This window comes from Bradyrhizobium sp. SZCCHNRI1029, from assembly GCF_032487555.1.
Taxonomy (GTDB): Bacteria; Pseudomonadota; Alphaproteobacteria; order Rhizobiales; family Xanthobacteraceae; genus Bradyrhizobium.
In genome coordinates, this window is the sequence record NZ_JAUEUK010000003.1 from 355,415 (window position 1) to 381,039 (window position 25,625).

The following is a 25,625-nucleotide window of genomic DNA, read 5'->3' on the forward strand; positions in this document are numbered from 1 at the left end:
CCCCCTCCCCGTAGAAACCCGGGGTTCGAGGCTATGACGGGAACCAGGGAACTTTCAACCTCCGGGAGCAAAGACAGTGGAACTGTGATCAGCGCTCCACACCGGCCGGGGCCAGCGCGGCGCGGTCGGCATCGAGCTTCGCCCTCAGCCGCGCGGCGTCTTCGAAGAAGGTCTGCTCGTCCTGCACCGGGACCAGGCGCAGGGACGGCGGCATCAGCACGTGGCTGACATTGGGACGGCCGGAATTCGCCAACGCCTCCGACCGCTGCACGGTCTGGATCGCGATCGCGACCACCAGCAAAAGGCCGACCACCAGGCCCTTGGCGAGCATATGGGTGCGTCCGACCTCACGCAGATGCAGCAAGCAGGTCGCGGCGAGAACGATCCACGAAACGACGTAGCCGTAGGTGAAGACAGCGCTCCAGGTCAGGGCGAACGAGGCAATCTGGGCGAACTCGCTGTAGACCCAGAACGCAATCAGACCCGCCTGCGCGATCAGGAGGTGGCGCAGAAAATGCGAGCGGCCGGAAAACAGCCGCGCCAGCAGCGCCCAGACGCCAACCCATGCGACGACCACCCCGATCATCGTGACGGTCGGCACAAGATAATCGGACAGATGCGCCTCGGAGGTCTGCGCAAACCAGGTCATCACCGCGTTGATCGCGAGCAGGACGACACCGAGGGCGATCGCGGCGATGATCGGCAGCGCCCCGCGTTCGGAGCCCGCGAGCCGCTCCGGCTCGACGGCATGGCCGGCGTCGCGGATCCGAAGCAGCGTCTGGCCGATCCGGATCGGCTTGGCGCCGTCGAGGACGAGCTGCGGCTTCCGGCTCTTGCCGCGATCGAGAAAGAGGCCATTGGCGCTGCCGAGATCCTCGGCGACCAGGCGCCCCTCGCCGTCGCGGAAAATTCGCACATGGCGCGCGGCGACATAGGGATCGTCGAGGATGACGTGATTGTCGTAGCCGCGGCCGATGCTGATCTCGGCGGCATCGACGCGGAAGCGGCCGGCGACGTCGCGATGCTTGGAGAGGATCTCGATCCAGATCATCGTGCGACCTGCAGGCGTTCGAGGAAGCTCTTGCCGAGGCGCAAGGCGTCGTCATAGGCGATCGCCTGCAGGTTCAGCCGCGACACCAGCGCCTCGTCGGCATGGTCCTGCGTCACCGCGACCAGCACGACGTCATAGAGGCCGTCGAACTCGCGATAGCCCTGCGCACACCACAGCACGCGTAGCGACGGATGAGCGGCCGCCGGCGTCACGCCGACGAAATCGGCATGGCAATGCTGCGGCGTGTACCATTTGCGAAAAGAACCGCCCTGGGTGAGTCGCGGCTGCGCCAGCTGCGTCAGCACGGTCGCGAACTGGAATTGATTGAGGTCGATCGATTTCGCGTAGGAGTGGCTGACCTCCACCACGCCGGTGTTGAGGTCGGAGGCGACATAGACGCTGGCCTCGGCCTTGCAACTGGTCGAATTGATGCTGGCGCGCGGCTTCGGCGATGCGCTGACATTGGTGCTCGCCCAGCATTCGAACCAGCCCGCGCGCGTCTCCGGCGCCTGATAGGACCCGAACACCCGATCGCGGAAGCCCTCCTCGCCCAGCGACTTGTAGAGCGCTCCACGCCAGCTCGTAAGCTGCGCGATCACGTCCTTGCGCAGATCGGCCGCGGCCGGCCTGGCGTCCTGGCCGCGCGCCAGGAGCGCGGCCGCGAAGCGGGCGGGCACCAGGAAGCTGATGAGCTGGCCGCCGCGGCGCGTGGCGACGTTGATGCCGACCACCTGGCCTTGCGCATTGACCGCGGGCCCGCCGCTCATGCCGGGATTGAGCGCGCCGGTGAAATGGATGTGATCGTTGTAGCTGTGCTCGACGAGACCGTTATACGTTCCCTCGATGATGGTGAAGCCGAGGTCGAGCGGGTTGCCGAGCGAATAGAGCCGCTCGCCTTTCGGCAGGCTGCCGTCGAGCGCGGCCTTGTCGAACGAAAAGAACGGCGCGTTCTGCTTGTCGACGCGAACGAGCGCGAGATCGTTGGGCAGGTCGACAGCGAGCAACGTGACGCCGCCCTGCGTGCCATCGGCTCCCGTATATTCGAGCCGGTACGTCTTCGGCTCGAGTGCTGCATCCGACACAACGTGATAGTTCGTGACCGCGAGCCCGTCGGCGGAGACCAGAAAGCCGGATCCGGTCGAGGTCTGGCGGCCGGCATCGGCCACGAGCGTGCGGATCTGGAGCAGGCGCGGCGGCGCCGAGGCATAGACGGCTTCGGCGCCCGGCAGCGCTTGCGCATCGCTTGGCGATGGCAGGCCGGCGATACCGACGCCGCAAAGCGCGGCCATGATTGAGCTTCGCAAAGACAGCGTGCGCAAGGTCCCGACAAACGCTGATATCACTGATGCCCCCGCAACACGTCGTCGGCCGTCGACGTCCTGCGCCCACGATCGATCAGTCCGGCGGTCCGGCCATATCGAAAACAGGCCGATGTTGCAACCGCGCCGACCTCAGGCCAACGCGCCGCGGCTCAGCAATGCGGGACGTTCGGCGGACATCTCTTGCCCGGCGGCGGGGCCGCCGGACGTGGCGGCGGCGGCGCGGGCCGCGCCATCGGCGGCGGCGCCGGCCGGGCCACGGCGGCCATCGGCGGCGGACTGGGACGCGCCATCTGCGGTGGAGGCGCAGGACGCGCCATCGGTGGCGGAGCGGACGGACGCATGACTTGCGGCGGCGGTGGCGCCGGCCGAGGTGGCGGAGCCGCCCGAACCATCGGTGCAACCGGCGGTCGTGGCGGCGCCGGTGGCGGGCTCAGACGCGCCGTCGCCGGTGGTGGCGGCGGGCGGCGCTGGATCTGCGGTGGCGTCGCCTGCTGAATGCGCGGGCTCACCTCAGGCCCGCGCGGAACGGCTGACGGCATGACCGGACGGGACGGCGTCACCGATGGCCTTGCGGGCTGCGGCACGACTGCGCCCGGCGGCGTGCGGTTCGCGCGCAGATCCTGGCGCGCGGGCGGTGGCAGCGCGGCAGAGGGCGATGCCGGTGCCGGCTGGCGCAGACTAGGAGCCTGAACCGATGGTGGCACCGGCGGACCACCGCGACCGGGCACCGGCAGCGGATTGACATTGGCATGCCCCTGCCCGGGTCCCGTCATGGCCGGCGAGGGTCCGCCCGGCGGAGCGTTGGCCTGAATGGCCGGTGCTGCACCGGGCCGGACCGTGGGATTGGTGAGCGGTCCTCCCGGCGGCGGGACCTTGCCCTGCTGGATCAGCGTGGCGCGCTGCGCGACGGCCGGCGGCAAGGCCGGTGCCACCGCCACGGCCGGCGTCGTCACGGCCGCGGGGCCGGCAGTGATCGGCGCGGCCGGCGGCGCCGGACGATTGATCACGGTGTTGATGACGGTCGGGTTGTGGATGTTCTGGTAGATGATGTTGTTCGGCGGCGGGGCAACGAAAGCCGGCGGCCGGACATAGACCGGGATCGGCACGAACACCGGCCGCGGCAGGATGAACAGGCCGACCGGAGCGAACGGCGGCGGCAGCTCCACGAACTCCGGCAGAGGCGGCGGCAGGATGTAGACCGGCGGCGGGGGCGGCGGCACGAAATCGAATTCGGGATCCGAGAACAGCAGCACCGGACGTTCGACATAGATCACCTCGTCGAGCGGCGGCGGCGGCACGTCATATTCGATCATCGCGAAGGTCGGCGGCGGCGCCGGCTGTGCCGACAACATCGCCAGCCGCCGCCGGGCGTCCTCGGCATGCGCGCCATAGGGATAGCGCTTCAGGTAGGACCAATAGGCCTCCGGGCTGTCGGTGCGAAACGTCCGTCGCCAGGTCAGCGCCTCGCGGCGAGCGGCGACGAGGGCGCGCACGCGCCGCGCCAGCGGGTCGCTCGGATAGGCGGCGATGAAATCCTCATAGCCCTGCAGCGTGTCGCGCTCCAGCGCCGCGGCATAGGCCTCCTGCACCGGCAGCTCGCGGATCGGGCGCGAGCGCAGCGCCGCGGTCTGCTCCGGCGAATCCGGCGTGGCGGGCGCGTCCGGCGCCCGCTCGAAGAAGGTGAAGGCGGCCTGGATCTTCTGCGCATCCCACGGCACCTGCGCGCCCTTGGTCTCCTCGTTGACGCGCAGCCGCAGCCGGTCGAACACCTCCGGCAGCGACAGGCCGCCGGTGCGGATCATCTCCGCGAGCGAGCGCGCGTAGACGCCGTAGGCGCCGGTCTCGTTCGGCGCGATCGTGCCCGGCGCCGCATTGAAGGCGATCAGCATGTTGGCATCGGGCTCAACCAGCGCCAGGCCGCCGGCGATCGCCGGACCGCTGGCGATGAAGGGCTGCTGGCGGGCGGCATCGAGCACCACGACGCTGGCCTTCACCGGCGTCGCCGCAAGCTGGCGGATGTAGTCGCTGAGGCGCAGGCCTTCGGTCGGAATGTCGACGTCGCTGCCGATGTTGGCGTCGACGGGAAGAAAATAGTTCTCGCCGGCGAGCTGCATGCCGTAGCCGGCCAGATAGACCATCGCGACGGTGTTGGTGTCGGCTGACTGGGCCTTGTGAATGAAATCGCGAAAGCTCTTGCGCAGCGTGTCGGCATCGAGATCGCGCGCGCCGACCACATCGAAGCCCGCGGCCTGCAGCGTCTGCGCGATCAGGCCGGCGTCGTTGGCCGCCGTCGCCAGCGGGCCCTTGGCATAGGCCCCGTTGCCGATCACCAGAGCGATACGCTTTTCGGCGCCGGGCTGCTGCGCTGCGGCAAGCCGCGGCAAGGCCGCCAAGGCGAGCAGGCAGAGCGAGACACTCAGGACGATCTTCGCGGTGATCTTGGTCAAGCGCATGGTTCAAGCCCCTTCGAGGCACCCGCCGCGGATTCAGCGGGAGAATGGCTGAACCGCGGTTGAACGGAGGCATGTCCGTACAGCCCACGCGCAGCTTTTTTGTTCCTCGTCCCCCCGTTCGACCAGCAAGATCGCCGAACGCAGCCGCTCCAGCGGAACGATCGCCTCGATTACAGCTGCTGCACGTCGACCACGCCGGTCACCGCCTTGATGGCACCTGCGATTTGTGGCGAAACCTTGAAGCGCCCCGGCAGTTTCATCTCGACCTCGGTTTCGAGGTCCAGCATCATGACCAGCGACACCTCGCCTTCGCCTGCTGCGGTGCGGGGCGCCAACGGCGGCGCGGCGCTCTTGGCGATCGCCCCGTTGCCATTGACCGCGGCACCTTCCGGCCCCTGCAGGCGCTTGACGATGGAATCGAGCGGCTTGGTGTCGCGCAGGAAGATGCGCAATCCGCGCTGCGTCTTGGCGGCGGCATCATCGAGCGGCTCGGCATGCAGCACCCGCGCGCGGACATCCTCGCCCTGCAGCTCGGCGCCGAGCTGCAGCAGCACCGCCGCGCCCGGCTCGAGCACGTCGCGATATTGTGCGAGGCCCTCAGAGAACAGCACGGCCTCGAAATGGCCGGTCGGATCCGACAGACCCATGATGCCCATCTTGTTGCCGGTCTTGGTGCGCCGCTCCATGCGCGACACCACGGTGGCGGCAACCTTGCCCGCGGTCGCGCCGGTCTTCACCGCACGCGAAAACTCGGCCCAGCTCTGCACGCGCAGGCGCTTCAGCGCCGCCGCGTAGTCGTCGAGCGGATGGCCCGACAGGAAGAAGCCGATCGCATCATATTCGCGCCGCAGACGCTCGGCCGGCAGCCAGTTCTCGATGTTCGGCAGGATGATCGCGGGCGCATCGGCGGCGTTGCCGAACATGTCGTTCTGGCCGGAGGTGGCGGCCTCGTGCGCGCGCTGGCAGGCGGCGACGATCGCGTCCGCGCCGGCGAACACCCGCGCGCGGTTCTTGTCGAGCACGTCGAACGCACCGGCCGCCGCCAACGTCTCGATGATGCGCTTGTTGATCGCGCGCGGATTGACGCGAGAGGCGAAGTCGGCGAGCGAGGTGAACGGGCCGCCCTTGTTGCGGGCCTCGACGATCATCTCGATCGCCTGCGGGCCGACGCCCTTCAACGCCGCGAGCGCGTAGAAGATGGTGTTGCCGCTGACCTCGAAGGTCGGCCCCGAGCGGTTGATCGACGGCGGCTCGACCTTGATGCCGAGGCGCTGCGCCTCGGCACGAAATTCCGAGAGCTTGTCGGTGTTGTTGAGATCGAGCGTCATCGACGCCGCGATGAACTCCACCGGATAATGCGCCTTCATGTAGGCGGTGTGGTAGGACACCAGCGCATAGGCGGCCGCGTGCGACTTGTTGAAGCCGTAGTCGGCGAATTTGGCGAGCAGGTCGAAGATCGTGTCGGCCTGGTCCTTCGGCACGCCGTTCTTGACGGCGCCTTCGACGAAGCGGACGCGCTGCTTGTCCATCTCGGCGCGGATCTTCTTGCCCATGGCGCGCCGCAGGAGATCGGCTTCGCCGAGCGAATAGCCGGACATCTGCTGCGCGACCTGCATCACCTGCTCCTGGTAGATGATGACGCCGAAGGTCTCCTTCAGGATCGGCTCCAGGATCGGGTGCAGATATTCCGGCTCCTCCTCGCCGTGCTTGCGGGCGCAGTAGGTCGGAATGTTGGCCATCGGACCGGGACGATACAGCGCCACCAGCGCGATGATGTCCTCGAAGCGGTCCGGGCGCATGTCGATCAGCGCCCGCCGCATGCCCTGGCTTTCAACCTGGAACACGCCGACCACGTCGCCCCGCGCCAGCATCTGATAGCTCGGCGCGTCGTCGATCGGCAGGGTCGCGAGATCGACGTGGACGTCGCGCTGCTTCAGAAGCTTCACGGCGACGTCGAGCACGGTCAGCGTCTTCAGGCCGAGGAAGTCGAACTTGACGAGGCCGGCGGGCTCGACCCACTTCATGTTGAACTGGGTGACCGGCATGTCCGATTTTGGATCGCGATACATCGGCACCAGCTCGCTCAGCGGCCGGTCGCCGATGACGATGCCGGCGGCGTGGGTCGAGGCATGCCGCGTCAGGCCTTCGAGGCGCATCGCGATGTCGAAGGCGCGCGCCACCACCGGGTCCTCGTCGCGGAAGGCCTGCAGCTTCGGCTCGCCCTCGATCGCGGCGGCGAGCGTCACCGGCGCGGCCGGATTCTGCGGCACCAGCTTGGTGAGCTTGTCGACCTGCCCGTAGGGCATCTGCAGCACGCGGCCGACGTCGCGCAGCACGCCGCGCGCCTGCAGCGTGCCGAAGGTGATGATCTGCGCCACCTGGTCGCGGCCGTAGCGCTGCTGCACGTAGGAGATCACCTCGCCGCGGCGGTCCTGGCAGAAGTCGATGTCGAAGTCCGGCATCGAGACGCGCTCGGGATTGAGGAAGCGCTCGAACAGCAGCGCGAACCGCATCGGGTCGAGGTCGGTGATGGTCAAGACCCAGGCGACCAGCGAGCCTGCACCGGAGCCGCGCCCCGGTCCCACCGGGATGCCGTGCGCCTTGGCCCATTTGATGAAGTCCGACACGATCAGGAAGTAGCCCGCGTACTTCATGCGCATGATGACGTCGAGCTCAAAGGCGAGCCGCTTCTGATAGTCCTCCTCGGTCATGCCCGGCGCCATGCCGTGCACCTTGAGGCGCCGCTCCAGACCCTCCTCCGCCTGTCGCTTCAGCTCGGCGGCCTCGGCGCTGGCGGCGTCCACGGCATCGCTGCCGGTGCCGGCGCCGACCGTGAAGAACGGCAGGATCGGCTTGCGCGTCCGCGGCCGGTACGAACAGCGCTCGGCGATCTCGACCGTCGAGGCCAAGGCCTCCGGAAGGTCGGCGAACAGCACCGCCATCTCGGCACGGGTCTTGAAGCGGTGATCCGGCGTCAGCTGCACGCGCTCGGTGTCGGCGATCAGATGGCCGCCGGCGATGCACAGCAGCGCATCATGCGCCTCGTAGTCGTCGGCGGTCGCGAAATACGGCTCGTTGGTCGCGACCAGCGGCAGGCCCTTGCCATAGGCGATATCGATCAGGCCGCCTTCGACGCGGCGCTCGCGGTCGACGCCGTGGCGCTGCAGCTCGATGTAGAGGCGGTCGCCGAACAGGCTTGCCAGCCGCTCGCAGCGCTGCGTCGCAAGTGCCGCCATGTCGTGCTGGATCGCGAGCGAGATCGGCCCATCGGGCCCGCCCGTGAGCGCGATCAGACCATCGACACCCTCGTTCAGCCACTCGAACTTGATGTGCGGCGCCTGGTGCGTCGGCGTCTCCAGGAAGGCGCGCGAGTTCAGCCGCATCAGGTGGCGGTAGCCCTCCTCGCGTGCGGCGAGCAGGACGATTCGCGAGGGCTGCGCGACCGCGCCGGCATTGCGGGCATTCGGGTCCATGTCGCCGAAATCGATGGCGAGCTCGCAGCCGGCAATCGGCTGGATGCCATAGCTCGCCATCTTGTCGGAGAATTCGAGCGCACCGAACATGTTGTCGGTGTCGGTCAGCGCCAGCGCCGGCTGGCGGTCGGCCTTGGCGAGTTCGCCGAGCTTGCCGATCTTGATCGAGCCCTTCAGCAGCGAATAGGCGGAATGGACGTGGAGATGGACGAATCCGGCGCTGGACATGCTCGCCTTGCAGCTTCCCTGGGGCTTGTTCCGAGATCACGGTGCGGGGCCAAGCCTTGGGCTTGGCTCGAAGTCATGAACCGCCATGCCCCCGACCCCGACCGACTCGCTCCGCATCATATCGGACGACCTCCGGCGAGTCCGGCGCCCTCGCCTGCCTTGTCCCCAGCCGCTGCGCTCGGAAAACTAAAGCTGTGGAATGATTTGCGCCCAGAGCGCGATCATGCCGACGAACAGCGTGATCGACGCCAGCGCGGCGGCTTCTTGAACGAAAACCTTCAGCATCGGGACCTCCCTGAGTCAGAACATATGAAGAACAATGTTCCTTTTCTGTTCTCAGGTCAAGCGCGCTGATCGGCTCATCGCCGCGCCGGCACAGCAAATGGTTAACCCGCCTCCGCAAACAAAAAGCCCCGGCGCGAACGCCGGGGCTTTCCAATCCGCCGATCGAGCGAGGATCGACTCAGTACCGCGTCGCGACCGGGCCGCCGAAGCGGTAGTTCAGGCGGGCGGTGAACAGATCGACGTCCTGCTTGATGCTGTCGGAGCCGAGCGCGCCGAAGCTGACGGTCTGGCGGTCCATGAACAGATGGTCGTACTCGACGCCCAGCGACCAGTTCGGCGCAAAGCCGTATTCGACGCCGGCACCGACCACGCCGCCCCAGCGCGTGTCGTCGTTGGAGGCGAGGAACGCGCCGGTCGCCGCATTGGTGATCGTGTACTTGTTGCTGGTCACGGCCGCGCCGCCCTTGGCGTAGAGCAGCACGTTGTTGATGGCGTAGCCGACCTGGCCGGTGAACAGGCCGAACGCATCGGTCTTGGTGCGGTTACGCGTTCCGAACAGCGCGCTCTGATTGTCGCCGGTGAGGTCGGCCCAGTTGCCCTGCGCCTCGACGCCGAACACGATCTGGCCCATCTGCCAGCGATAGCCGACCTGGCCACCGACGGTGCCGCCGGATGCATCATGCGAACCCTCGCGGCCGCCGCCGACCAGATCCCAGGTGTTCTCGCTCCAGCCGCCGCCACCGTTCGCGCCGATGTAGAAGCCGCTCCAGTCATAGATCGCAGCCATCACCGGCGGCGGTGCCTTCGTGTAGGGACGCGCAGCGAGATCCGCGGCAAGCGCCGGCGAGGCCAGCACCACGAGCGCCGTCGTCGTCAACAGAAGTTTCTTCATCACAGGTCCAGTCTCGTCTCATTTGGCCCCCAGGCCAGCCGCACCTCTTACCGATCTGCGCCACAATTGCTGTAGCCGCTCGGTCACAGCTCGCTGCTGAAAGGCCACGAGACATGTTAGGAAATTAATCTTTAATCACAGTGTGTTGATGGAACTTTCCAGCTTGCAATCGAGGGCCGACCGACTACACACGCGTGAGGGCCGTCGCGCCGGCGCTTCGCCATGAAGCGCGCGCGTTCTGGTCATCAAGGGATGAAGGGAGATCGTTGATGCGTGAGGTTTTATTTGCGGCCCTGGCTGCAGCCGGCCTCGTGGTCGCAACCCATGCGCCGGCTCACGCCGTCGGTGTCAGGCATGCGTTCTGTCTGCAGGGTGATGAGTTTCCGGGCTTGAGCCACTGCACCTTCGACACTTACGCGCAATGCCAGGCGACGGCGTCGGGACGCCTGCTGAACTGCATCGCGAACCCCTATTTCGCCGGTGTCAGCAATGACCCGCGCGCGACGCCCTATCCGTATCCGCACAGGCAGCGGATCAGGCCGCGTCCGCCGGCGCCGAATCCCTACGCGCCGTTCCCCAACCCGTTCGTGTTCGAAGAGGACTGACCCGTCCCCGCCTTCGACGCAGCGAGCCGCCGTCTCAGGCCACACCATCGAAGGTTCGTCGAAGCCGCGGCTTCGACGAACCGGAGCAATCGAGGGTGACGTTGCGTCAGCGCATCATCCCGAAACCCGGACCGAACTTGTAGTTCAGCTTCACGAGCCCGATGTCGACATCCTGCTTGATGCGATGAGTCATCGCGGGCGCGCCGGCCGCGGCGACGAAGTTCAGGTTCTTGTTGCCCAGGAAGATGTGGTCGTACTCGACGCCGACCGACCAGTTCGGCGCAAAGCCATATTCGAGGCCGGCACCGATCGTACCGCCCCAACGCGTCGTGTTGGCGCGATCGAGCATCACGTTGGTGCCCGTGGTGAAGGTGTCGTAGCGATCGCCGACGACCGCGGCACCGCCCTTGATATAGCCGAGAATGTTGTCGAAGGCATAGCCGACCTGGCCGGTGAACAGGCCGAAGCCGTTGGTGCGTGAACGGTCGCTGACATTGGGAAGAATCAGGTTGCGATTCGTGCCCTTGAAATTCGCCCAGTCGCCCTGCGCCTCGACGCCGAACACCCAGTTGGCCATCTGATAGCGGTAGCCGACCTGGCCGCCGACGGCCGCGCCGCCGCCCCCGGAGCAGCCTTCGCGGTTGGCTGCCGGGTTCACCGCCACACCGGCGTTCGAAACCAGATTCCAGCAATCCCGGCTGGAACCTCCGCCGGCGTTGAAGCCGACATAGAAGCCGCTCCAGTCATACACCGTCGCCACGACGGCGGGCGGCGCCTTGGTGTACGGCCCCTTCTTCATTGGAAGATCAGCTGCGAATGCAGACGTCGCCGCGGCGATTGCGCCGAGCCCCACCGTTGCGCCGAAAAGCGTCTTCATCATCGAACTCCGTAGCTTCTGTCCCAAAGTCCCCAGGCCCCCTGGTTCCGTGCGAAAAACATGCAGCGCGACGAAGCGACTATGCCACCCGCATTCGCTCCGCCGACATCAACCGATGTGCAGATCAGAACCATTCTTTCCGGCTTTTATGGGATTGGACGCAAATGCCTGTTTTTCAAGGCTTTGCCGGCAACATGAACAAACAACTAATAAGATGTAAGGAGGAGTCGTGGCCGGCGTCCATCCATGGCCACAATGCGAGCGACGGCAAAATCGTGATCGGGAAACTCCCGGTCACGGAACGACCCCTGTCACGTCTCAGTCGTGAATTCTTCAGGGCAGCACGACGAGTCTTGCGAATGCGTAGCATCATCATGCGCAAAGCGGACGAATGTGTGGTGCTTCCCGGCCGACGCGGAATGCACGCTCGTCCGGAGCGGCATCGTCATCACGTGTAGTAGATCGCCAACTTCAGCGCGGGATCGTCGTTGGACTGGAAGGTCGCGTATCGCAGCCTCACGCGGCCCTTCTTCGGATGCTCGAGCAGCTTTTCGCCCGCAGCAAGCGCATTGACGTCGTGCGCCGCCCACAAGCCATCGAACTCGCGGCTGCCACGCCGCAGCCGCGCGATCAGATCGACGAAGGCGGGATCGCCCGCCCACAGATCATAGGTCGCGCGAAACTGCGCGACCATGCGTTGCGCCAGCTCCTTCCATTGCGCGCCGAACAGCCCGCGCACGCCGGGCTTGCACAGCATCAGCACCAACGTGTTGCGCTCATCGTCGGCGAGTTGCGAGAAGCCGAAGATCTCGTCCGCCGCGGCATTCCAGGCCAGCACGTCCCATCGCCGTCCGGAGATGTAGGCCGGCTGGTTCAGACTCTGCACGAGTTCGCGCAGTCGGGGCGGCACCTGCTCGCGCACGAACGGCTTGCGCGCAGGATCGCGCACCAGCGCCTTGAGATGAGCATGCTCGGTTCGGCTCAGGCGCAGGGCGCGCGCCAGCGCATCGATGGTGGATGAGGACGGCTTTACCGCACGGCCCTGCTCGATTCGGATGTACCAGTCGACACCGATGCCGGCGAGCTCGGCCACTTCCTCCCGCCGCAGCCCCGCGGTGCGTCGCCGCCGCCCGGCCGCGAGCCCGACCGCCTGCGGCGTCAGCTTCTCGCGCCGCGAGCGCAGGAAGTTGCCGAGCTCGGCATGTCTTGGATCACTCATCTCCGAGATCACTCATGGTTCGCCCCCGATGGCGGTGCGCCCAGCCTGGGCTTCTTCAATCCTAGGATAATACCAGGCCTTCTTGCGCGTAGGATAGACCGGCAGACTGGTGCCTCGCCATCGCGAAAATGGAGAAGATCATGAAGGCCGCAGTGCTCAAACGATTTGGATCGCCGCTCGAGATCGAGCATGTCGAAGACCCCGTGCTCGGCACCGGCGAGGTGATCGTCGACATCGCCGCAGCCGGCGTGCTGTCCTATGCGAATGAAGTGTTCAGCGGAGAACGCAAATATCTGCTGGAACTGCCGGTCATCCCGGGAACGAGCGGCATCGGCAGGGTCAGCGCGCTCGGCCCCGATGCCACGCATCTTGCGATTGGCGACTGGGTGTTCTGCGATCCGACGGTGCGCTCACGTGACAATGCGCTCGCCCCCGACATAACCCTGCAAGGCCTGAGCGCGCGCGGACCGGGCGGGCTCAAGCTACAACGGCATTTCCGGCACGGCTCGTTCGCCGAGCGCATGCGGCTGCCAACGGAGAACGCCAAGCCGATCGGTGTCATCGATGCCCGCGACGCGGCGCGGTGGTGCGCGCTCGGCACCCTGCTCGTGCCCTATGGCGGCTTTCTTGCCGCCAATCTGCAGGCGGGCGAGACCGTGCTGGTCAGCGGCGCCACCGGCAGGTTCGGCAGCGCCGCAGTCGCGGTGGCGCTCGCCATGGGCGCCGCTGCGGTCGTGGCGCCCGGTCGCAACGAGGTCATGCTGGCCGAGCTCCAGCGCCGGTTCGGCGCACGCATCCATCCAGTCAGGCTGTCGGGCCATGAAAGCGAGGACACCGAGCGCATGAAGCGCGCCGCGCCCGGCCCGATCGACTGCGTGCTCGACATCATGCCGCCCTCGGTCACGACCAATGTCGTGCGGACCGCCGTGATGACCGTACGTCCCTATGGGCGCGTGGTGTTGATGGGCGGAGTCGGCATGCTCGGCGGCCCCGGGCTCGAGCTGCCCTATCCCTGGATCATGCGCGACTGCATCACCATCCGCGGCGTTTGGATGTGCCCGCCGACAGCGACAGTGAAGATGGTGGGACTGATCAGGGCCGGACTGCTCGACCTCGCGCAGTTCGAGCCGACCTGTTTCGACCTCGACCATGCCAACGACGCGGTCGCCCATGCCGCCGCCCATCGCGAGCCGTTCAAGATGACGGTGATCAGGCCCTGACTGCGGCCGGACTCAGTCGAGCTCGACGACCTTGCCGCCGACGATGGAGACGCGCCGGTCCATGCGGCCGGCCAGCTCCATGTTGTGGGTCGCGATCAGCATCGCGACCCGCGTGGCCTTCACGAGCTGCATCAGCGCGTGAAAGACGTGATCGGCGGTACCAGGATCGAGATTGCCGGTCGGCTCGTCCGCCAGCAGCGCACGCGGCGCATTGGCGACCGCACGCGCGATCGCGACGCGTTGCTGCTCGCCGCCGGAAAGCTCGGCCGGGCGGTGCTTGATGCGCTCGCCGAGCCCGAGATAAGCCAGGATCTCGGTCGCCCGCTTCACCGTCTCGGACCGTTTCAAGCCGCGGATCATTTGCGGCAGCATCACGTTCTCCAGCGCCGTGAACTCCGGCAGCAGCCGGTGCGACTGGTAGACGAAACCGATGTCGGTCCTGCGCATCTGGGTGCGCTCGATGTCGGTCAACTGCGACGTCGGCACGCCTCCGACATAGACCTCGCCCTCGTCGGGGCTCTCCAGGAGGCCCGCGATGTGCAGCAATGTCGACTTGCCCGAGCCCGACGGCGCCACCAGCGCCACCGACTGACCGGCCCACAGCGCCAGCTTGGCGCCGTCCAGAATGGTCAGTTGCTGCTCACCCTGCATGTACCGCCGCTTGATCTCGTGGAGATAAACGACCGGCACATCCTCTGCCCCCTGCTCTTCCATCAGCGCCTCACTCGTAGCGAAGCGCTTCGACCGGGTCTAATCGGGCCGCGCGCCAGGATGGATACAGCGTAGCCAGGAAAGACAGGGTCAAGGCCATGATCAGAACGGCCGCAGTCTCGCCGGCATCGATCTCAGCCGGCAGCTTCGACAGGAAATAGAGTTCATTGGGAAACAGATCGGTGCTCGTCAGCCAGGACAAAAACTTCCTGATCGAATCGATGTTCATCGAGATCAGGAGGCCGACGACGAATCCGGTGAGCGTGCCGACCACCCCGATCGAGGCGCCGGTGATCAGGAATATCCGCATGATCGCCCCCTGCGAAGCCCCCATGGTCCGCAGCACGGCGATGTCCTGGCCCTTGTCCTTGACCAGCATGATCAGTCCCGAAACGATGTTGAGCGCGGCGACCAGCACGATCAAGGTCAGGATCAGGAACATCACGTTACGCTCGACCTGCAGCGCATTGAAGAAGGTCGAGTTACGCTGGCGCCAGTCGACGAGAAAGATCGGGCGGCCGGCCGCCTCGGTGACCGTCTTGCGAAACTCCTCCACCTTGTCCGGATTGCTGGTGAAGATCTCGATCGCGGTGACGTCGTTGTTGCGGTTGAAATAGGCCTGCGCCTCGGCCAGCGGCATGAAGACGAAGCTGGCGTCGTATTCCGACATGCCGATCTCGAACACCGCCGCGATCTTGTAGGGCTTGATGCGCGGCGTGGTGCCCATCGGCGTCACGGCGCCCTTCGGGGCGACCAGGGTGATGCTGTCACCGGCATGCAGCGACAATTGGTCCGCGAGCCGGCGGCCGATCGCGACGCCCTGGCCTTCGTCGAAACCTTCCAGCGAACCCTGCTTGATGTTCTTGGCGATCGACGTCAGGTTCGTGAGGTCCTGCGCGCGAATGCCGCGGATGAACACGCCTGACGCATTGAATGGCGACGAGCCCAGACCCTGTCCGTCAACCACCGGCGCGGCAAGTCGGATGCCCTGCACCTGCGCGATCCGCTCGGAGACGTCCTTCCAGTCGGTGAGCGGCGACTCCAGCGGCTGCACCAGCAGATGCCCGTTCAGACCGAGGATCTTGTCGAGCAGCTCCTTGCGGAAGCCGTTCATCACCGCCATCACGATGATCAGGGTGGCGACGCCCAGCATGATGCCGAGGAAGGAGAACCCCGCGATGACGGAGATGAACCCCTCCCGGCGGCGCGCGCGCAGATAGCGCCCCGACAGCATCCACTCGAAGGGAGCGAAGGGGGTGGTGGTCTGCACCGGTTCGGTCATGGCGTCATCCATTGTGCGATCATCCCATGATTCGGGCCGAATGTGGCCGGATTGGCCTGAAGGGGACGGGCAGCCCCGGTGGATAATCCGATGATCGAACGCGCGTCTCAGCCAGCCAATGTCCCGCCGCCGAGCCGTGCCACGACGTCCGCGGGGGACATCATCTGGCGGGCGCCGTCGCTGCGGGTCTTCACCTCGACCTTGCCCTCGGCGAGGCTCTTGGGGCCAACCATGATCTGCCAGGGGATGCCGATGAGGTCCGCCGTGGCGAACTTGCCGCCGGCGCGCTGCTCGGTGTCGTCGTAAAGCACGTCGACCCCCTTGGCGAGGAGATCGCGATAAAGCTGCTCGCAGGCGACATCGGTGTCGGAACCGCCCTGCTTCAGGTTGAGGATGACGGCGCGGAACGGGGCGACCTCCTCCGGCCATTTGATGCCGGCCTCGTCGTGACAGGCCTCGATGATCGCACCAGCCAGCCGTGACACGCCGACGCCGTAGGAGCCGCCATGGATGGTGACCTCCGCCCCATCGGGGCCGGCGACCAGCGCCTTCATCGGCTCGGAATATTTGGTGCCGAAATAGAAGATCTGGCCGACCTCGATGCCGCGGGTATGGACCCGCCGCTCAGCCGGCACCTCGGCTTCGAAGCGGGCGGCGTCATGGACGTCCTCGGTCGCCGCATAGAGCGACGTCCATTGCTTGATGATCGGCGTCAGGTCGCCGTCATAATCGACGGACGCCGGCGGGATCGGCAGGTCGAGCACGTCGCGGTCGCAGTAGACGCCGGATTCACCGGTCTCCGCGAGCACGATGAATTCGTGGCTGAGATCGCCGCCGATCGGACCGGTCTCGGCGCGCATCGGGATGCCCTTCAGGCCCATCCGCGCGAAGGTGCGCAAGTACGCGACGAACATCCTGTTGTAGGCGCGCCGCGCGCCGGCCTCGTCGAGGTCGAACGAATAGGCGTCCTTCATCAGGAACTCGCGGCCGCGCATCACGCCGAAACGCGGACGCTGCTCGTCGCGGAATTTCCATTGGATATGATAGAGATTGAGCGGCAGGTTGCGGTAGGACTTCACATAGGCACGGAAGATTTCCGTGATCATTTCCTCGTTGGTCGGCCCGTACAACAACTCACGCTTGTGGCGGTCGCTGATACGCAGCATCTCCGGGCCATAGGCATCGTAGCGGCCGCTCTCGCGCCAGAGGTCAGCGAGCTGCAGGGTCGGCATCAACAGCTCCAGCGCACCGGCGCGGTTCTGCTCCTCGCGCACGATCTGCTCGATCTTCTTCAGCACCTTGAAGCCCAGCGGCAGCCAGGCATAGATGCCGGCCGCCTCCTGCCGCAGCATGCCGGCGCGCAGCATCAACCGGTGCGAGACGATCTCGGCTTCCTTCGGATTTTCTTTCAGAATGGGCAGGAAAAACCGCGACAGACGCATGGGCGAGGCCTTCGAGATTCGGTTCGAGCTGGCGCAGTCAAACCGGATCAGGCGGCAAAACACAAGGCTGGGTTTGAAAAAAGGCGGCTAAGCCGCCGGATTCCCAATCAATTTACCGGTTCCGCTGAAGTGGAGGATGAACGGCGCACGTCGCCGTGATGAGGCTCGCGCAGGGCGACCGGGCAAGATCCCCGCGCCCCGGCCGTCTTAGTGCCCCCGCCCCTGCTCCGAGGACCATTTGTCGAGATCGCCGATCTCGGCGCTGCCTTCGATGGTCGAGACCGCGCCCTCGCGGGTCACGAGTATCGTGCGCGGGATATCACCCTGCCAGGACGGATCGATCTCGAACCGGAGACGCTCGACATATCCGTCGTTGAAGATGAAGTTCTCCGCCGTGGTGAGTCCGGCCTTGTCCAGCATGGCCTGGGTCGCAGCGTTCAGGTTCGGCACCAAATCGGCGCTGACGGTGACGACGTCGATCTCGGGATGATCGGACATGAACTTGCCGAGCTGCGGCAGCTCGATCTTGCAGGGGCCGCAGGTGACGCCCCAGAAATGGATCAGCGTCGGACGACCCGCATGGGCCCGCAGCACCTCGCGCCAGGTGCCGCGCTCGAACGGCTTGAGCGATGGCGGTGCTGCGGTGCTCGACGCCGTCAAGGCGACGAAGCCAAAGATCGCAAGGGCGGCGAATGGGCGTTTCATGACTCATCTCCGATCGGCTGCAACCGATAGCCATCAGACTTGGTCATCCAGGACAGGAAGATCTGCCTGCCATGGGCGACCAGCAGCGGGTGATCCGACGCATTGTCCGTACTGGCAAGGGCGCGCGGCTTCGACCACGTCTCGCCATCGTCCCGCGATTGCATTCCCATCACCGTGGTGCGCTCGCCGTCGAACTCCTTCCACACCAGCGTCGTGCTGTCCTGGGTCGCGAGCACATAGGGCCGCGTCGGATTGCGGTCGGCTTGGCCGATCGCCATGGGTTCCGAGAACGTCCGGCCACCGTCGCGCGAACGCGCGTAGAATAGCCCTTTACGAACCTTGCCGCTTGTGAACCAGGCGACATGATACGTGCCCGCCGGCGACACGGTCAGGCTCGGCCCCTGATGCGGGCAGGCCTTGATCTGCCAATCATCGGTGCTGACCCGGTGGACCTCGCCGGGGGTGCCGAGGTCGCTGAACGTGACCACCGCATGGTCGCGCACGCTGCCTTCGAAGATGTTGCGGAACATCACCACCGGACGTCCCGGCCCCGCGAAGGCAACGCCGAGCCGGCAACATTCGCAGGTGTTGTCCTGGGCCAGCGTCGCTTCGGCATAGGTGGCGCCGCCATCGCGCGATGATGAGAAGAACAATCCCGCGCCCTCGTAGGCGCGCCCGGCGGCCTTCGCCGGCACCCGGTTGCGCTTGTCGAGCCACGCCACGAAGACGGTGCCGTCCTGGTCCAGCGCCAGCGCCTCGAAGCGCTGGCTTTCGTTGTTCGGCGTGATGGGACGGAGTGCCGCGAAGCTTTTGCCGCCATCCTCCGACCGGGAGTACAGCACCTGCCCGTTGAACGCCTGGTCGCGGAAGATCGAGAACGCCACCGCTATGACGCCTTTGCCGTCGACCACCAGCTTCGGACGGGCATCGGGCCCCCAGTCGAGATTGAGCTGCTGCTCGGTGACCGGTACGGCGGCGGAATACGTTTTCCCGCCGTCGGTCGAGCTCGCCACCGACACCCGGCCTCCGGCCATCCAGACGAGCCAGAGCTTGCCGTCTTCAGCGAAGAACGGCGTCACTTTGGTGGCGCATCGGAGCTCGGTGCCCTCGCATGCCGCGTCCGATCCGTGCTGATGTGCCATCTGGGCCTGTACGGACAGCGGCCACATCAGGGCCATGGCGAGTCCGACGACGCAGCCTCGAAGCGATGGCGTCCTTGTCATGCTGTGCCTCATCGGAATGCCACCTTCATGCCAGCGACGAAGGCGCGCGGTGAGCCGGCATAGATCGAGCCAGTGGTATTGGCCAGAACGCTGGCGGGATTTTGAACGCCTGCAGACGTGACCGAGTTCGCGATATTGTTGGCCGACGCAATATAGGTGCGGTCGAACACGTTCCTGACCTCGAAGAAGACGTTGAGCGACTTGAAGGCCTCGGACGCAAGCTCGGTCCTGTAATGGACGTTCAGGTTGACCAGCTCGTAGCCGGGCGCCCTGAGCAGGTTCGCGTTGTCCATATAGAAGGAATCCTTCCATTGGACCTCGACGAAGGCACCCAGCCCTGCAAGCCTTCCGCTGGCGTGATCATACCCCAGCCGGGCCGTCAGCTCGTTCGGGGAAATCCCTGGAATCTTGTTGCCGGCGCGGTTGAAGCGGAAGACCGTGCCGTTTGTCAGGTTCTCCGTATAGTCGGTGTAGATCTCGTCGAGATAGGTGTAGGCGGCCGTGAAGCGCCAGCCGGGCAGGAATTTCCAGTCGGCGGCCAGCTCGACGCCGCGATGCTCCGAGCGCGGGGCATTGAACGCATAGGTCACGCCGACAACCGGCGTTGCCTGGTTGACGATCTCGTTGCGGAAGAATTCGTAGAAGCCGGTTGCGCTCAGGGTGACCGACTTGTTGGGAGTCCAGTCAAAGCCCAAATCGTAGCCGAGATTGCTTTGCGAGGCGAGATTGGTGTTGTTTCCGGCTGTGCCGCTCGGGAGCACAAACAGGTTCGAGACCTGCGGCGTGCCATATCCCGATGCGACGCGCGCCCGCACCAGCCAGTCGCTGTTCACCTTGTAGAGCAGCGCAAACTCGGGCGCGAGATTGTCGAACTGCCGGTCCGCGGTCGTGAGCGTCGTCCCTGTCCCCCCTGCCGTGTTCACGCCGCGCAGATGGGTGCGCTCCCAGCCAAGACCGGCCACCGCGGTCAAGGCCGACGTCAGCTTGAGCTCCTCGCGCGCCCGCACGCCGAAATTCGTCGTCTCGCTCAGAAGGTTGGTCGACAAGCGGCCGAGCGTGCCGTTGCCGCCCGGCATGACGTTGAACGTGTCTCCGGACGCGGTGAGCGTATTGTAGAAGGCGCCGAAGAAGCTGGTCGATTCCAGGCCGAAGATCTCGCCCCGCCGGGTGATGTCGCTCATGTAGTTGTAGGACGGATAGTCGCCGACCGCGCTGGTCGACCCGGTCGGCTGGCTGATGTTGCGGTCATCGAACACGAACTGATTGCGCCAGGTCGTGTTGTTGTCGAAATCGTGCTCCCAGCGCCCGCCGACGATGGTACGGCGGTCGTTGCGGCCGAGCCCGGCCTGCAGCGCCGTCTCTTTGTCCGTTCCAGCCGAGTTGTTGAACCCGTTGTTGAACAACGTGACGCTGCCGCAGCCCGCGGCTGCTGTCGTCCATGTCGCGCAGCCCTGCTGATAAGGGTTCTGATAGTACTGATTCAGCGACGACCGGATTGGCAGCCGCGTGAACAGGTCGTTGTTGATGATCTTGACCGTAAAGCGGTCATCCGGCGTCGCCTTGTAGGTGCCGAGGAAGTTGACGGTCTGGGTGTTGAACCAGCTGTTGCCGAGATAGCCGTCGCCGCGGACGTCGCTGGTGAACAACGAGCCCTCGAAGTTGCCGACCTTCTTGCCGAACGTCATGTAGTTGCTGAGATAGCCGAAGCTGCCGCCTTCGCTGCCGATCTCGGCACCGTCGATGCTGCCGCCCGGGCGGGTGCGGAAATTGATCGCGCCTCCGGTCGCATAGTTGCCGTAGAGCGCCGAGGAGGGTCCGCGGATCACGTCGACCGCGCCATAGGCGTGGGGATCGATCAGGTCGCTGCGCGACAGCCCGTCCGGCTGGGTGACTGGAAATCCGTCCTCGAACAGCACGATGTTGCGGATGCCGAAGCCGTTGCGGGCATTGGAGCCGCGGATCGAGATGCCAAGGTCGCGCGGTCCGTTGCCCTGCTTGAGCGAGACGCCGGGGCTCTCGCGCAGGATGTCGCCGACGGAAAACGCAGGCCGGTCATCGTAGCGGCTGCGGTCGATCGTGGTCGCGGTCTGGCCGGTCGGCGACTGGTTGAGCTGGCTGCGGGCGGCGCCGGCACCCGAGGCTGGATCGGACACCGCTCCTCCCTGTCCGGAGTTGCTGGCCACGGATGCGGCAGCCGGCTTTGGCGCGCGCGTGCGGACGGACGTTGCCTGCGTGACCGGCTTGCGCACGGCCCGTTGTGGTGCGGCACGCGGCGCGTCGACGGTGACGGACGGCAATTCCTTCTCGGTCTCGGCGCGCGCGATCGTGGACGATTGCAGCAGCAAGAGCTGCAGTGCGAGCACGCTCACACCACCCAGGGCATGACGACGGAACATGTTTGACTTCCCCGATGCCGGCTCTGCACGGCCGGTCTTCCTGATTCAAAACGGATCGGCGCGCGGCTGCGGCCGATGACGATTTCTGTCCTCAGGAGAGGGAGGGAGGTCCTCTTGGTTGCGCCTGTGCCCGGGCAAGCAGATGAACGAGGCGGAGCTCGCGCGCCGTCCAGACGATGGACGCCGTCAGACGCAGCGGAGCCGCATCGAACGGCGCGGGCGGCGCATCGAGCGCCGCGGCGGCGTGCAGCACGCAGCACATGACGCAGTCAAGGCCGCAGGCGGTGCGGTCGGTATCGCCACCAAGGGGCGCCGCATCCGTTTCGGCATGACAGATCGCCATCCCGCCGAACGGATCGGCCGTCGCGATCGTCGCGGCGCTCAGGGCGGACGCCGCCACTGGCGCCAGCACCTGCAACAGCATTGCTAGCAGCGCGACCGGCAGATATCGGCCAAGCTTCTGACGGACATTGGCAGGACGTCGGGCACGGTCAGCCGCCACCAGCCGGCTCGCGCGCGAACCGGCTGTCATGGCGGCGTTCAACACCCGTTGCTTCATCGAGACCGGCCCTCCGCCGGAGTCGCGGGGCGCCCGGCCTACATCTTCATGCCGGAATGATCGTGCTGCTTCATCATGCTGCCGCCCTCGCCGCCCGGCCCCTTGGCGCCGACCGCCTGCACCTCAAGCGTCACGGACACCTTGCCGGCCTTCTCGAACTCCAGCGTGACCGGCAGCTTGTCGCCCTGCTTCAGCGGGCTCTTCAGATCCATCAGCATCAGGTGATAGCCGCCCGGCGCCAGCGCGACGGTCTTGCCCGGCTCAATCGTGACTCCCTTGTCGAGCGGACGCATGGTCATCACGCCGTTGGTGACGGCCATCTCGTGAATCTCGACCCGCCCGGCGACAGCGCCGGTCACCGCGACGAGGCGGTCCGGCGCGCTGCCCTTGTTCTCGATGGTCAGATAGCCGGCGCCCGTCTTGGCGCCACCCGGCGTGGCGCGGCTCCATGGCTGGGTGATGACGAGGTCACCGGCCTTCACGTCCGCGGCGAAGGCGGCAGAAGATCCTCCCAACAGGAGAGCGAATGCAAGCAGAGAGCGTCCGAGGAAGGTCATGTCGTCATCCTTTTCTTGGCGGCGATGCGCCAGCTTGATCGATTTGCGCGTATCCGCACGGCTAGGGCCGAGCAGACAACGCAGGTCGTAATCTTGCGATTTGGAGATGAGGGCCGCACAGCGGCCAGCGCGGCGTCACGCTGCGGGCGGAGCCCTTGCCTGCGCGTTCGAGAAGGCCTTGGTCATCCGGCCGGCCGGATCACCAGCCCGCCACACGACCTCGCCCGAATCCCGTTGCGGCGTGGCGATGACGGACAGCTCCGGCCCATCCAGGGTGACCGGCTGCGCCAGGCAGCACAGCGAACAGCCGTGGAGCGCGGGCTTGGCCGGCGACTCGTCGTCCACCGACTGGGAACCGGGCTGGCTGTGGCAGATTTCGAGGCCGTGCAGGGGATCAGCCGCGGCTGACGCGGCCGCCCAGGCAACGCCGATCGGCGCCAGGATCTGCACCATCAGTGCGATCAGCATGATCGGGAGAAACGCCTGCAGCCGCTGCCGCATGAAAGCCTGCCAAATGAACTGAATTGTTGTGCCCGAGCGAACGCCCGGAGTCGAGGTCGCGCAGGGCACAGTCAGCACATTTCGCCAGCGGTCGTTGATTAAGAACAATCCGCTACGCCCGGATGGGCCTTCGCGGGACGCCAGCCTCCAAGGTAATTCAGCACCTACCGCGAGAAGACTCGAAAATAAAGCTCGTCAATTGCAAGCACTTACCGATCATTTCAGGAAGTGCGCGAAATTTGAACAATCGTTGCCGAAAAGGATGACAAACGCCAAAAGATCGTCTACGAATTCGGGCCTCAGGCTATCGCTTGCGGAAGTCTGGTGGTCCAAGTCTCGGGAGGAGCCCTGGCGCGCAACAAGCAGCGTCACCCCGCTTAACAAGATCAAATCTGAACTTGCGGGATATCTAAAGGGTCGACACAATTTCCGAGCAGGGCCCGCTGCCCTGCTCTATTTTTTTGGCAGTCATCGCAGCGCGCCACGATATTCTCCGTTGACGGTATCGCGGGCCGCATGAACGCTGTCTGAACACGCAATCACCTCAGGCCATCGCAGCAGTCGCAAAGCACGACAACGGAGCGCACCACCGCGCCTTGGTCCTCGGCCATGGCAGTGTCACCGACAGCGGTTCGCGGCCAGTCACGGTCCAGCGCAACGAACCATCGCCGATCGTGAGGATGCCCGCCGCTTCGGCTGGATCGCCCGAGATGAACGTCTCTGTCAGCGACTGCAAGGTCAGATGCGGTGTGCCATCGACCGTTGTCAGCGTATTCCAATGAACATGGCCGGCGAGCCCGACGATCGGGCACGGCGCATCCGCGATCGCCGCGCGGATCGCGTCGGTCTCGGCATAGGCCGCGTGTCCCGGATTGGCTTCGAAGTGGTAGTTGCCGGTCTGAGCATGTCCTGACAACGGCACGTGGCTGACGAGCAAGGTCGGCCGGTCATCCTGGGCGAGCAGCTGGACCAGCGCGTCGAGATCGCTCGCGGACAGGCGAAAGCCGCGCGTCGGAGTCAGACTCACGTCGGGCTGCCAGAACACACATCTGACATCGCCGACGATCACCGCGCGCGACCCGCTCGGACGATCGAGGATCGCTTCATTGTCGGCGAGGCTGAGCAATGCGACATCATGATTGCCACTGACGTGATGATGCGTCGATGCCAACTTCGCAAAGCACATCGCGACATCGCTTTGCAGCAGCCGATCGCGCTCGGGATCTTCGTCAGAAATCCCGTCGCCAAGATCGATGACCGCATCGATGTCTTCGGCGTTCACTTCCGTGACGAAGCGCTCCAGCAATTGCAGCGCCACCGATCCCCGCTTCGTGGGCGTATCCCGGCCGTGATGGATGTCGGCGATCACGGCGATGCGCGTCGTTGTTGCCAAAGGCTCTCTCCCAAAGCTGCGCTGCCGCGTACCACGGGCGCATCACGGTTTTCTGACATCGCGCGTGCAGCGCGAAGGTCGCTCGGTGCAACGCACAACATCCGGCTGTGGCGTGATCAATGGGGTTGTGAAACACTGCTGCTCTCGGCGGCGCGATCAATGACGCCGCCGGACAACGATGGGACAGGGAGCACGGGATGTCCGGCACTAAGAAAACGTCCACGACGAGGCGCGATCTTCTCCAGGCGGCGACTGCCGCGGGCTCTGCGGCGGCCCTTCTCGCCGGCTTTGGCATCACTCCGGCGATGGCCGCCGAGATGGGCCGCTCCGAAAAGCCGCTCAAGGCAGCCTTCTCCAATGCCGGCTTGCAGGCGACCTGGTGCGCCCAGGGCAAGCAGGCCGCGGAATGGTGGGGCAAGCTGCTCAATGTCGAGGTGACCTGGTTCGACGGCCAGCTCGATGCGGTGAAGCAGCGCGCCGCGATCGACAACATGGCGTCCCAGAAGTGGGACTTCGTCGCGATCCAGGCGTTCGGCATCGGAACCCTGACTCAGCCGGTGCAGAAGATGATCGATGCCGGCATTCCCGTGATCGACATGGACACGCTGATCGCGCCGCTCGATCAGATCAACGTCCACTCCTTCCTCGCACCCGACAACGAGTTCATGGGCGCATCGGTCACGCAGGCTCTGGCGACTGCGATGGGCGGCAAGGGCAAGATCATCATGACGCAGGGCGCGCTCGGCCACACCGGCGCGCAGGGCCGCGCCAAGGGCTTCAACTCGGTGATCAAGCAGTTCCCGAACATCGAGGTGCTGGACACGCAGCCGGCCGACTGGGACGTGTCGAAGGCGGCACGGCTGTGGGAGACCTATCTCACGAAATATCCGCAGATCGACGCGGCGTTCTTCCACAATGACGACATGGCCCTCGCCGCCTACAACATCATGAAGGCGCGCAACCGCACCAACATCCTGATCGGCGGTGTCGACGCCATGCCGCCGGCGATCCAGGCGGTCAGCGAGGGCCGCATGTTCGCGACCGTGCGCAATCCGTCCTGCCGCATCCATGGCGGCGCGATCGTCGCAGGCGTCGCCGCGGTCACCGCCGGCGAAAAGAGCGGCCAGGGCATTCCGAAGCACGTCATCACCGACGGACCCGTCGTGACCAAGGCCAATGCCGCCGGCATGCAATGGATGGAGGATCACTTCCTGATCTGAAGTCCCTCCCC

Annotated in this window: 20 protein-coding genes; 3 read left to right on the forward strand and 17 right to left on the reverse strand. The window is 65.8% G+C overall.

What is annotated here, in order from left to right:
* Nucleotides 1-88: 88 nt before the first annotated feature.
* From QW861_RS10800 to QW861_RS10820, 5 genes are all read right to left on the reverse strand, one after another.
* Nucleotides 89-1,051: an FHA domain-containing protein gene (locus QW861_RS10800; RefSeq protein WP_315711593.1), complete on the reverse strand. Its 963-nt coding sequence runs from the start codon at nt 1,049-1,051 to the stop codon at nt 89-91.
* Nucleotides 1,048-2,340 (reverse strand): serine protease, encoded by a 1,293-nt coding sequence (locus QW861_RS10805; protein ID WP_315711592.1) that lies wholly within the window; start codon nt 2,338-2,340, stop codon nt 1,048-1,050. Before QW861_RS10805 ends, QW861_RS10800 begins: the two co-directional genes overlap by 4 nt.
* A 182-nt stretch (nt 2,341-2,522) precedes the next feature.
* Nucleotides 2,523-4,826 carry a caspase family protein gene (locus QW861_RS10810; RefSeq protein ID WP_315711590.1) on the reverse strand — a complete coding sequence of 768 codons (2,304 nt, stop codon included), beginning with the start codon at nt 4,824-4,826 and terminating at the stop codon, nt 2,523-2,525.
* 170 nt (nt 4,827-4,996) lie between these two features.
* Entirely contained in the window at nt 4,997-8,527 is a 3,531-nt protein-coding gene (gene dnaE / locus QW861_RS10815; RefSeq protein WP_315711589.1) for a DNA polymerase III subunit alpha, read from the reverse strand.
* 463 nt (nt 8,528-8,990) lie between these two features.
* Complete coding sequence (locus tag QW861_RS10820) at nt 8,991-9,704, reverse strand: outer membrane protein (RefSeq protein ID WP_315750905.1); 714 nt, start codon at nt 9,702-9,704, stop codon at nt 8,991-8,993.
* A 269-nt stretch (nt 9,705-9,973) separates the two neighbouring features.
* On the opposite strand from QW861_RS10820, the gene QW861_RS10825 reads away from it, so the two are divergent.
* Nucleotides 9,974-10,309, forward strand: a complete 336-nt coding sequence (locus tag QW861_RS10825) for a DUF3551 domain-containing protein (protein ID WP_315711587.1) — start codon at nt 9,974-9,976, stop codon at nt 10,307-10,309.
* A 106-nt stretch (nt 10,310-10,415) separates the two neighbouring features.
* On the opposite strand, the gene QW861_RS10830 is transcribed toward QW861_RS10825, so the two are convergent.
* Together QW861_RS10830 and QW861_RS10835 are read right to left on the reverse strand one after the other, a co-directional pair.
* Complete coding sequence (locus QW861_RS10830) at nt 10,416-11,189, reverse strand: outer membrane protein (RefSeq protein ID WP_315711586.1); 774 nt, start codon at nt 11,187-11,189, stop codon at nt 10,416-10,418.
* Nucleotides 11,190-11,634: 445 nt separating this feature from the next.
* The gene (locus QW861_RS10835; protein ID WP_315750904.1) at nt 11,635-12,405 is read right to left on the reverse strand and encodes a helix-turn-helix transcriptional regulator; all 771 of its coding nucleotides are present in this window, start codon (nt 12,403-12,405) and stop codon (nt 11,635-11,637) included.
* Nucleotides 12,406-12,545: 140 nt separating this feature from the next.
* Between QW861_RS10835 and QW861_RS10840 the strand changes: the two genes are divergently transcribed.
* Complete coding sequence (locus tag QW861_RS10840; protein ID WP_315750903.1) at nt 12,546-13,625, forward strand: alcohol dehydrogenase catalytic domain-containing protein; 1,080 nt, start codon at nt 12,546-12,548, stop codon at nt 13,623-13,625.
* Nucleotides 13,626-13,637: 12 nt separating this feature from the next.
* On the opposite strand, the gene QW861_RS10845 is transcribed toward QW861_RS10840, so the two are convergent.
* The 10 genes from QW861_RS10845 to QW861_RS10890 all read right to left on the reverse strand — a co-directional run bounded on the left by QW861_RS10845 (nt 13,638) and on the right by QW861_RS10890 (nt 24,394).
* Complete coding sequence (locus QW861_RS10845) at nt 13,638-14,339, reverse strand: ABC transporter ATP-binding protein (protein WP_315738246.1); 702 nt, start codon at nt 14,337-14,339, stop codon at nt 13,638-13,640.
* A gap of 7 nt (nt 14,340-14,346) precedes the next feature.
* A complete protein-coding gene (locus tag QW861_RS10850; RefSeq protein ID WP_315711581.1) occupies nt 14,347-15,630 on the reverse strand; it encodes a lipoprotein-releasing ABC transporter permease subunit in 1,284 nt (427 codons plus the stop codon).
* 95 nt (nt 15,631-15,725) lie between these two features.
* On the reverse strand, nt 15,726-17,060 hold the full coding sequence (gene proS / locus QW861_RS10855; protein ID WP_315750902.1) for a proline--tRNA ligase: 1,335 nt from the start codon (nt 17,058-17,060) through the stop codon (nt 15,726-15,728).
* Between the two features lie 207 nt (nt 17,061-17,267).
* Nucleotides 17,268-17,765 carry a TlpA disulfide reductase family protein gene (locus tag QW861_RS10860; RefSeq protein ID WP_315750901.1) on the reverse strand — a complete coding sequence of 166 codons (498 nt, stop codon included), beginning with the start codon at nt 17,763-17,765 and terminating at the stop codon, nt 17,268-17,270.
* On the reverse strand, nt 17,762-18,988 hold the full coding sequence (locus QW861_RS10865) for a sialidase family protein (protein WP_409998637.1): 1,227 nt from the start codon (nt 18,986-18,988) through the stop codon (nt 17,762-17,764). Before QW861_RS10865 ends, QW861_RS10860 begins: the two co-directional genes overlap by 4 nt.
* Nucleotides 18,989-18,996: 8 nt before the next feature.
* Nucleotides 18,997-21,384: a TonB-dependent receptor gene (locus QW861_RS10870; protein WP_315750900.1), complete on the reverse strand. Its 2,388-nt coding sequence runs from the start codon at nt 21,382-21,384 to the stop codon at nt 18,997-18,999.
* 91 nt (nt 21,385-21,475) lie between these two features.
* Entirely contained in the window at nt 21,476-21,943 is a 468-nt protein-coding gene (locus tag QW861_RS10875) for a DUF2946 family protein (RefSeq protein ID WP_315750899.1), read from the reverse strand.
* 38 nt (nt 21,944-21,981) lie between these two features.
* Nucleotides 21,982-22,500, reverse strand: coding sequence for a copper chaperone PCu(A)C (locus QW861_RS10880; protein WP_315711574.1), 519 nt, complete (start codon nt 22,498-22,500; stop codon nt 21,982-21,984).
* Between the two features lie 135 nt (nt 22,501-22,635).
* A complete protein-coding gene (locus QW861_RS10885) occupies nt 22,636-23,001 on the reverse strand; it encodes a DUF2946 family protein (RefSeq protein ID WP_315750898.1) in 366 nt (121 codons plus the stop codon).
* Between the two features lie 544 nt (nt 23,002-23,545).
* The gene (locus QW861_RS10890; protein WP_316193063.1) at nt 23,546-24,394 is read right to left on the reverse strand and encodes a metallophosphoesterase family protein; all 849 of its coding nucleotides are present in this window, start codon (nt 24,392-24,394) and stop codon (nt 23,546-23,548) included.
* A 197-nt stretch (nt 24,395-24,591) separates the two neighbouring features.
* Between QW861_RS10890 and QW861_RS10895 the strand changes: the two genes are divergently transcribed.
* Nucleotides 24,592-25,614 (forward strand): sugar ABC transporter substrate-binding protein, encoded by a 1,023-nt coding sequence (locus QW861_RS10895; RefSeq protein ID WP_315827164.1) that lies wholly within the window; start codon nt 24,592-24,594, stop codon nt 25,612-25,614.
* Nucleotides 25,615-25,625 lie beyond the last annotated feature (11 nt).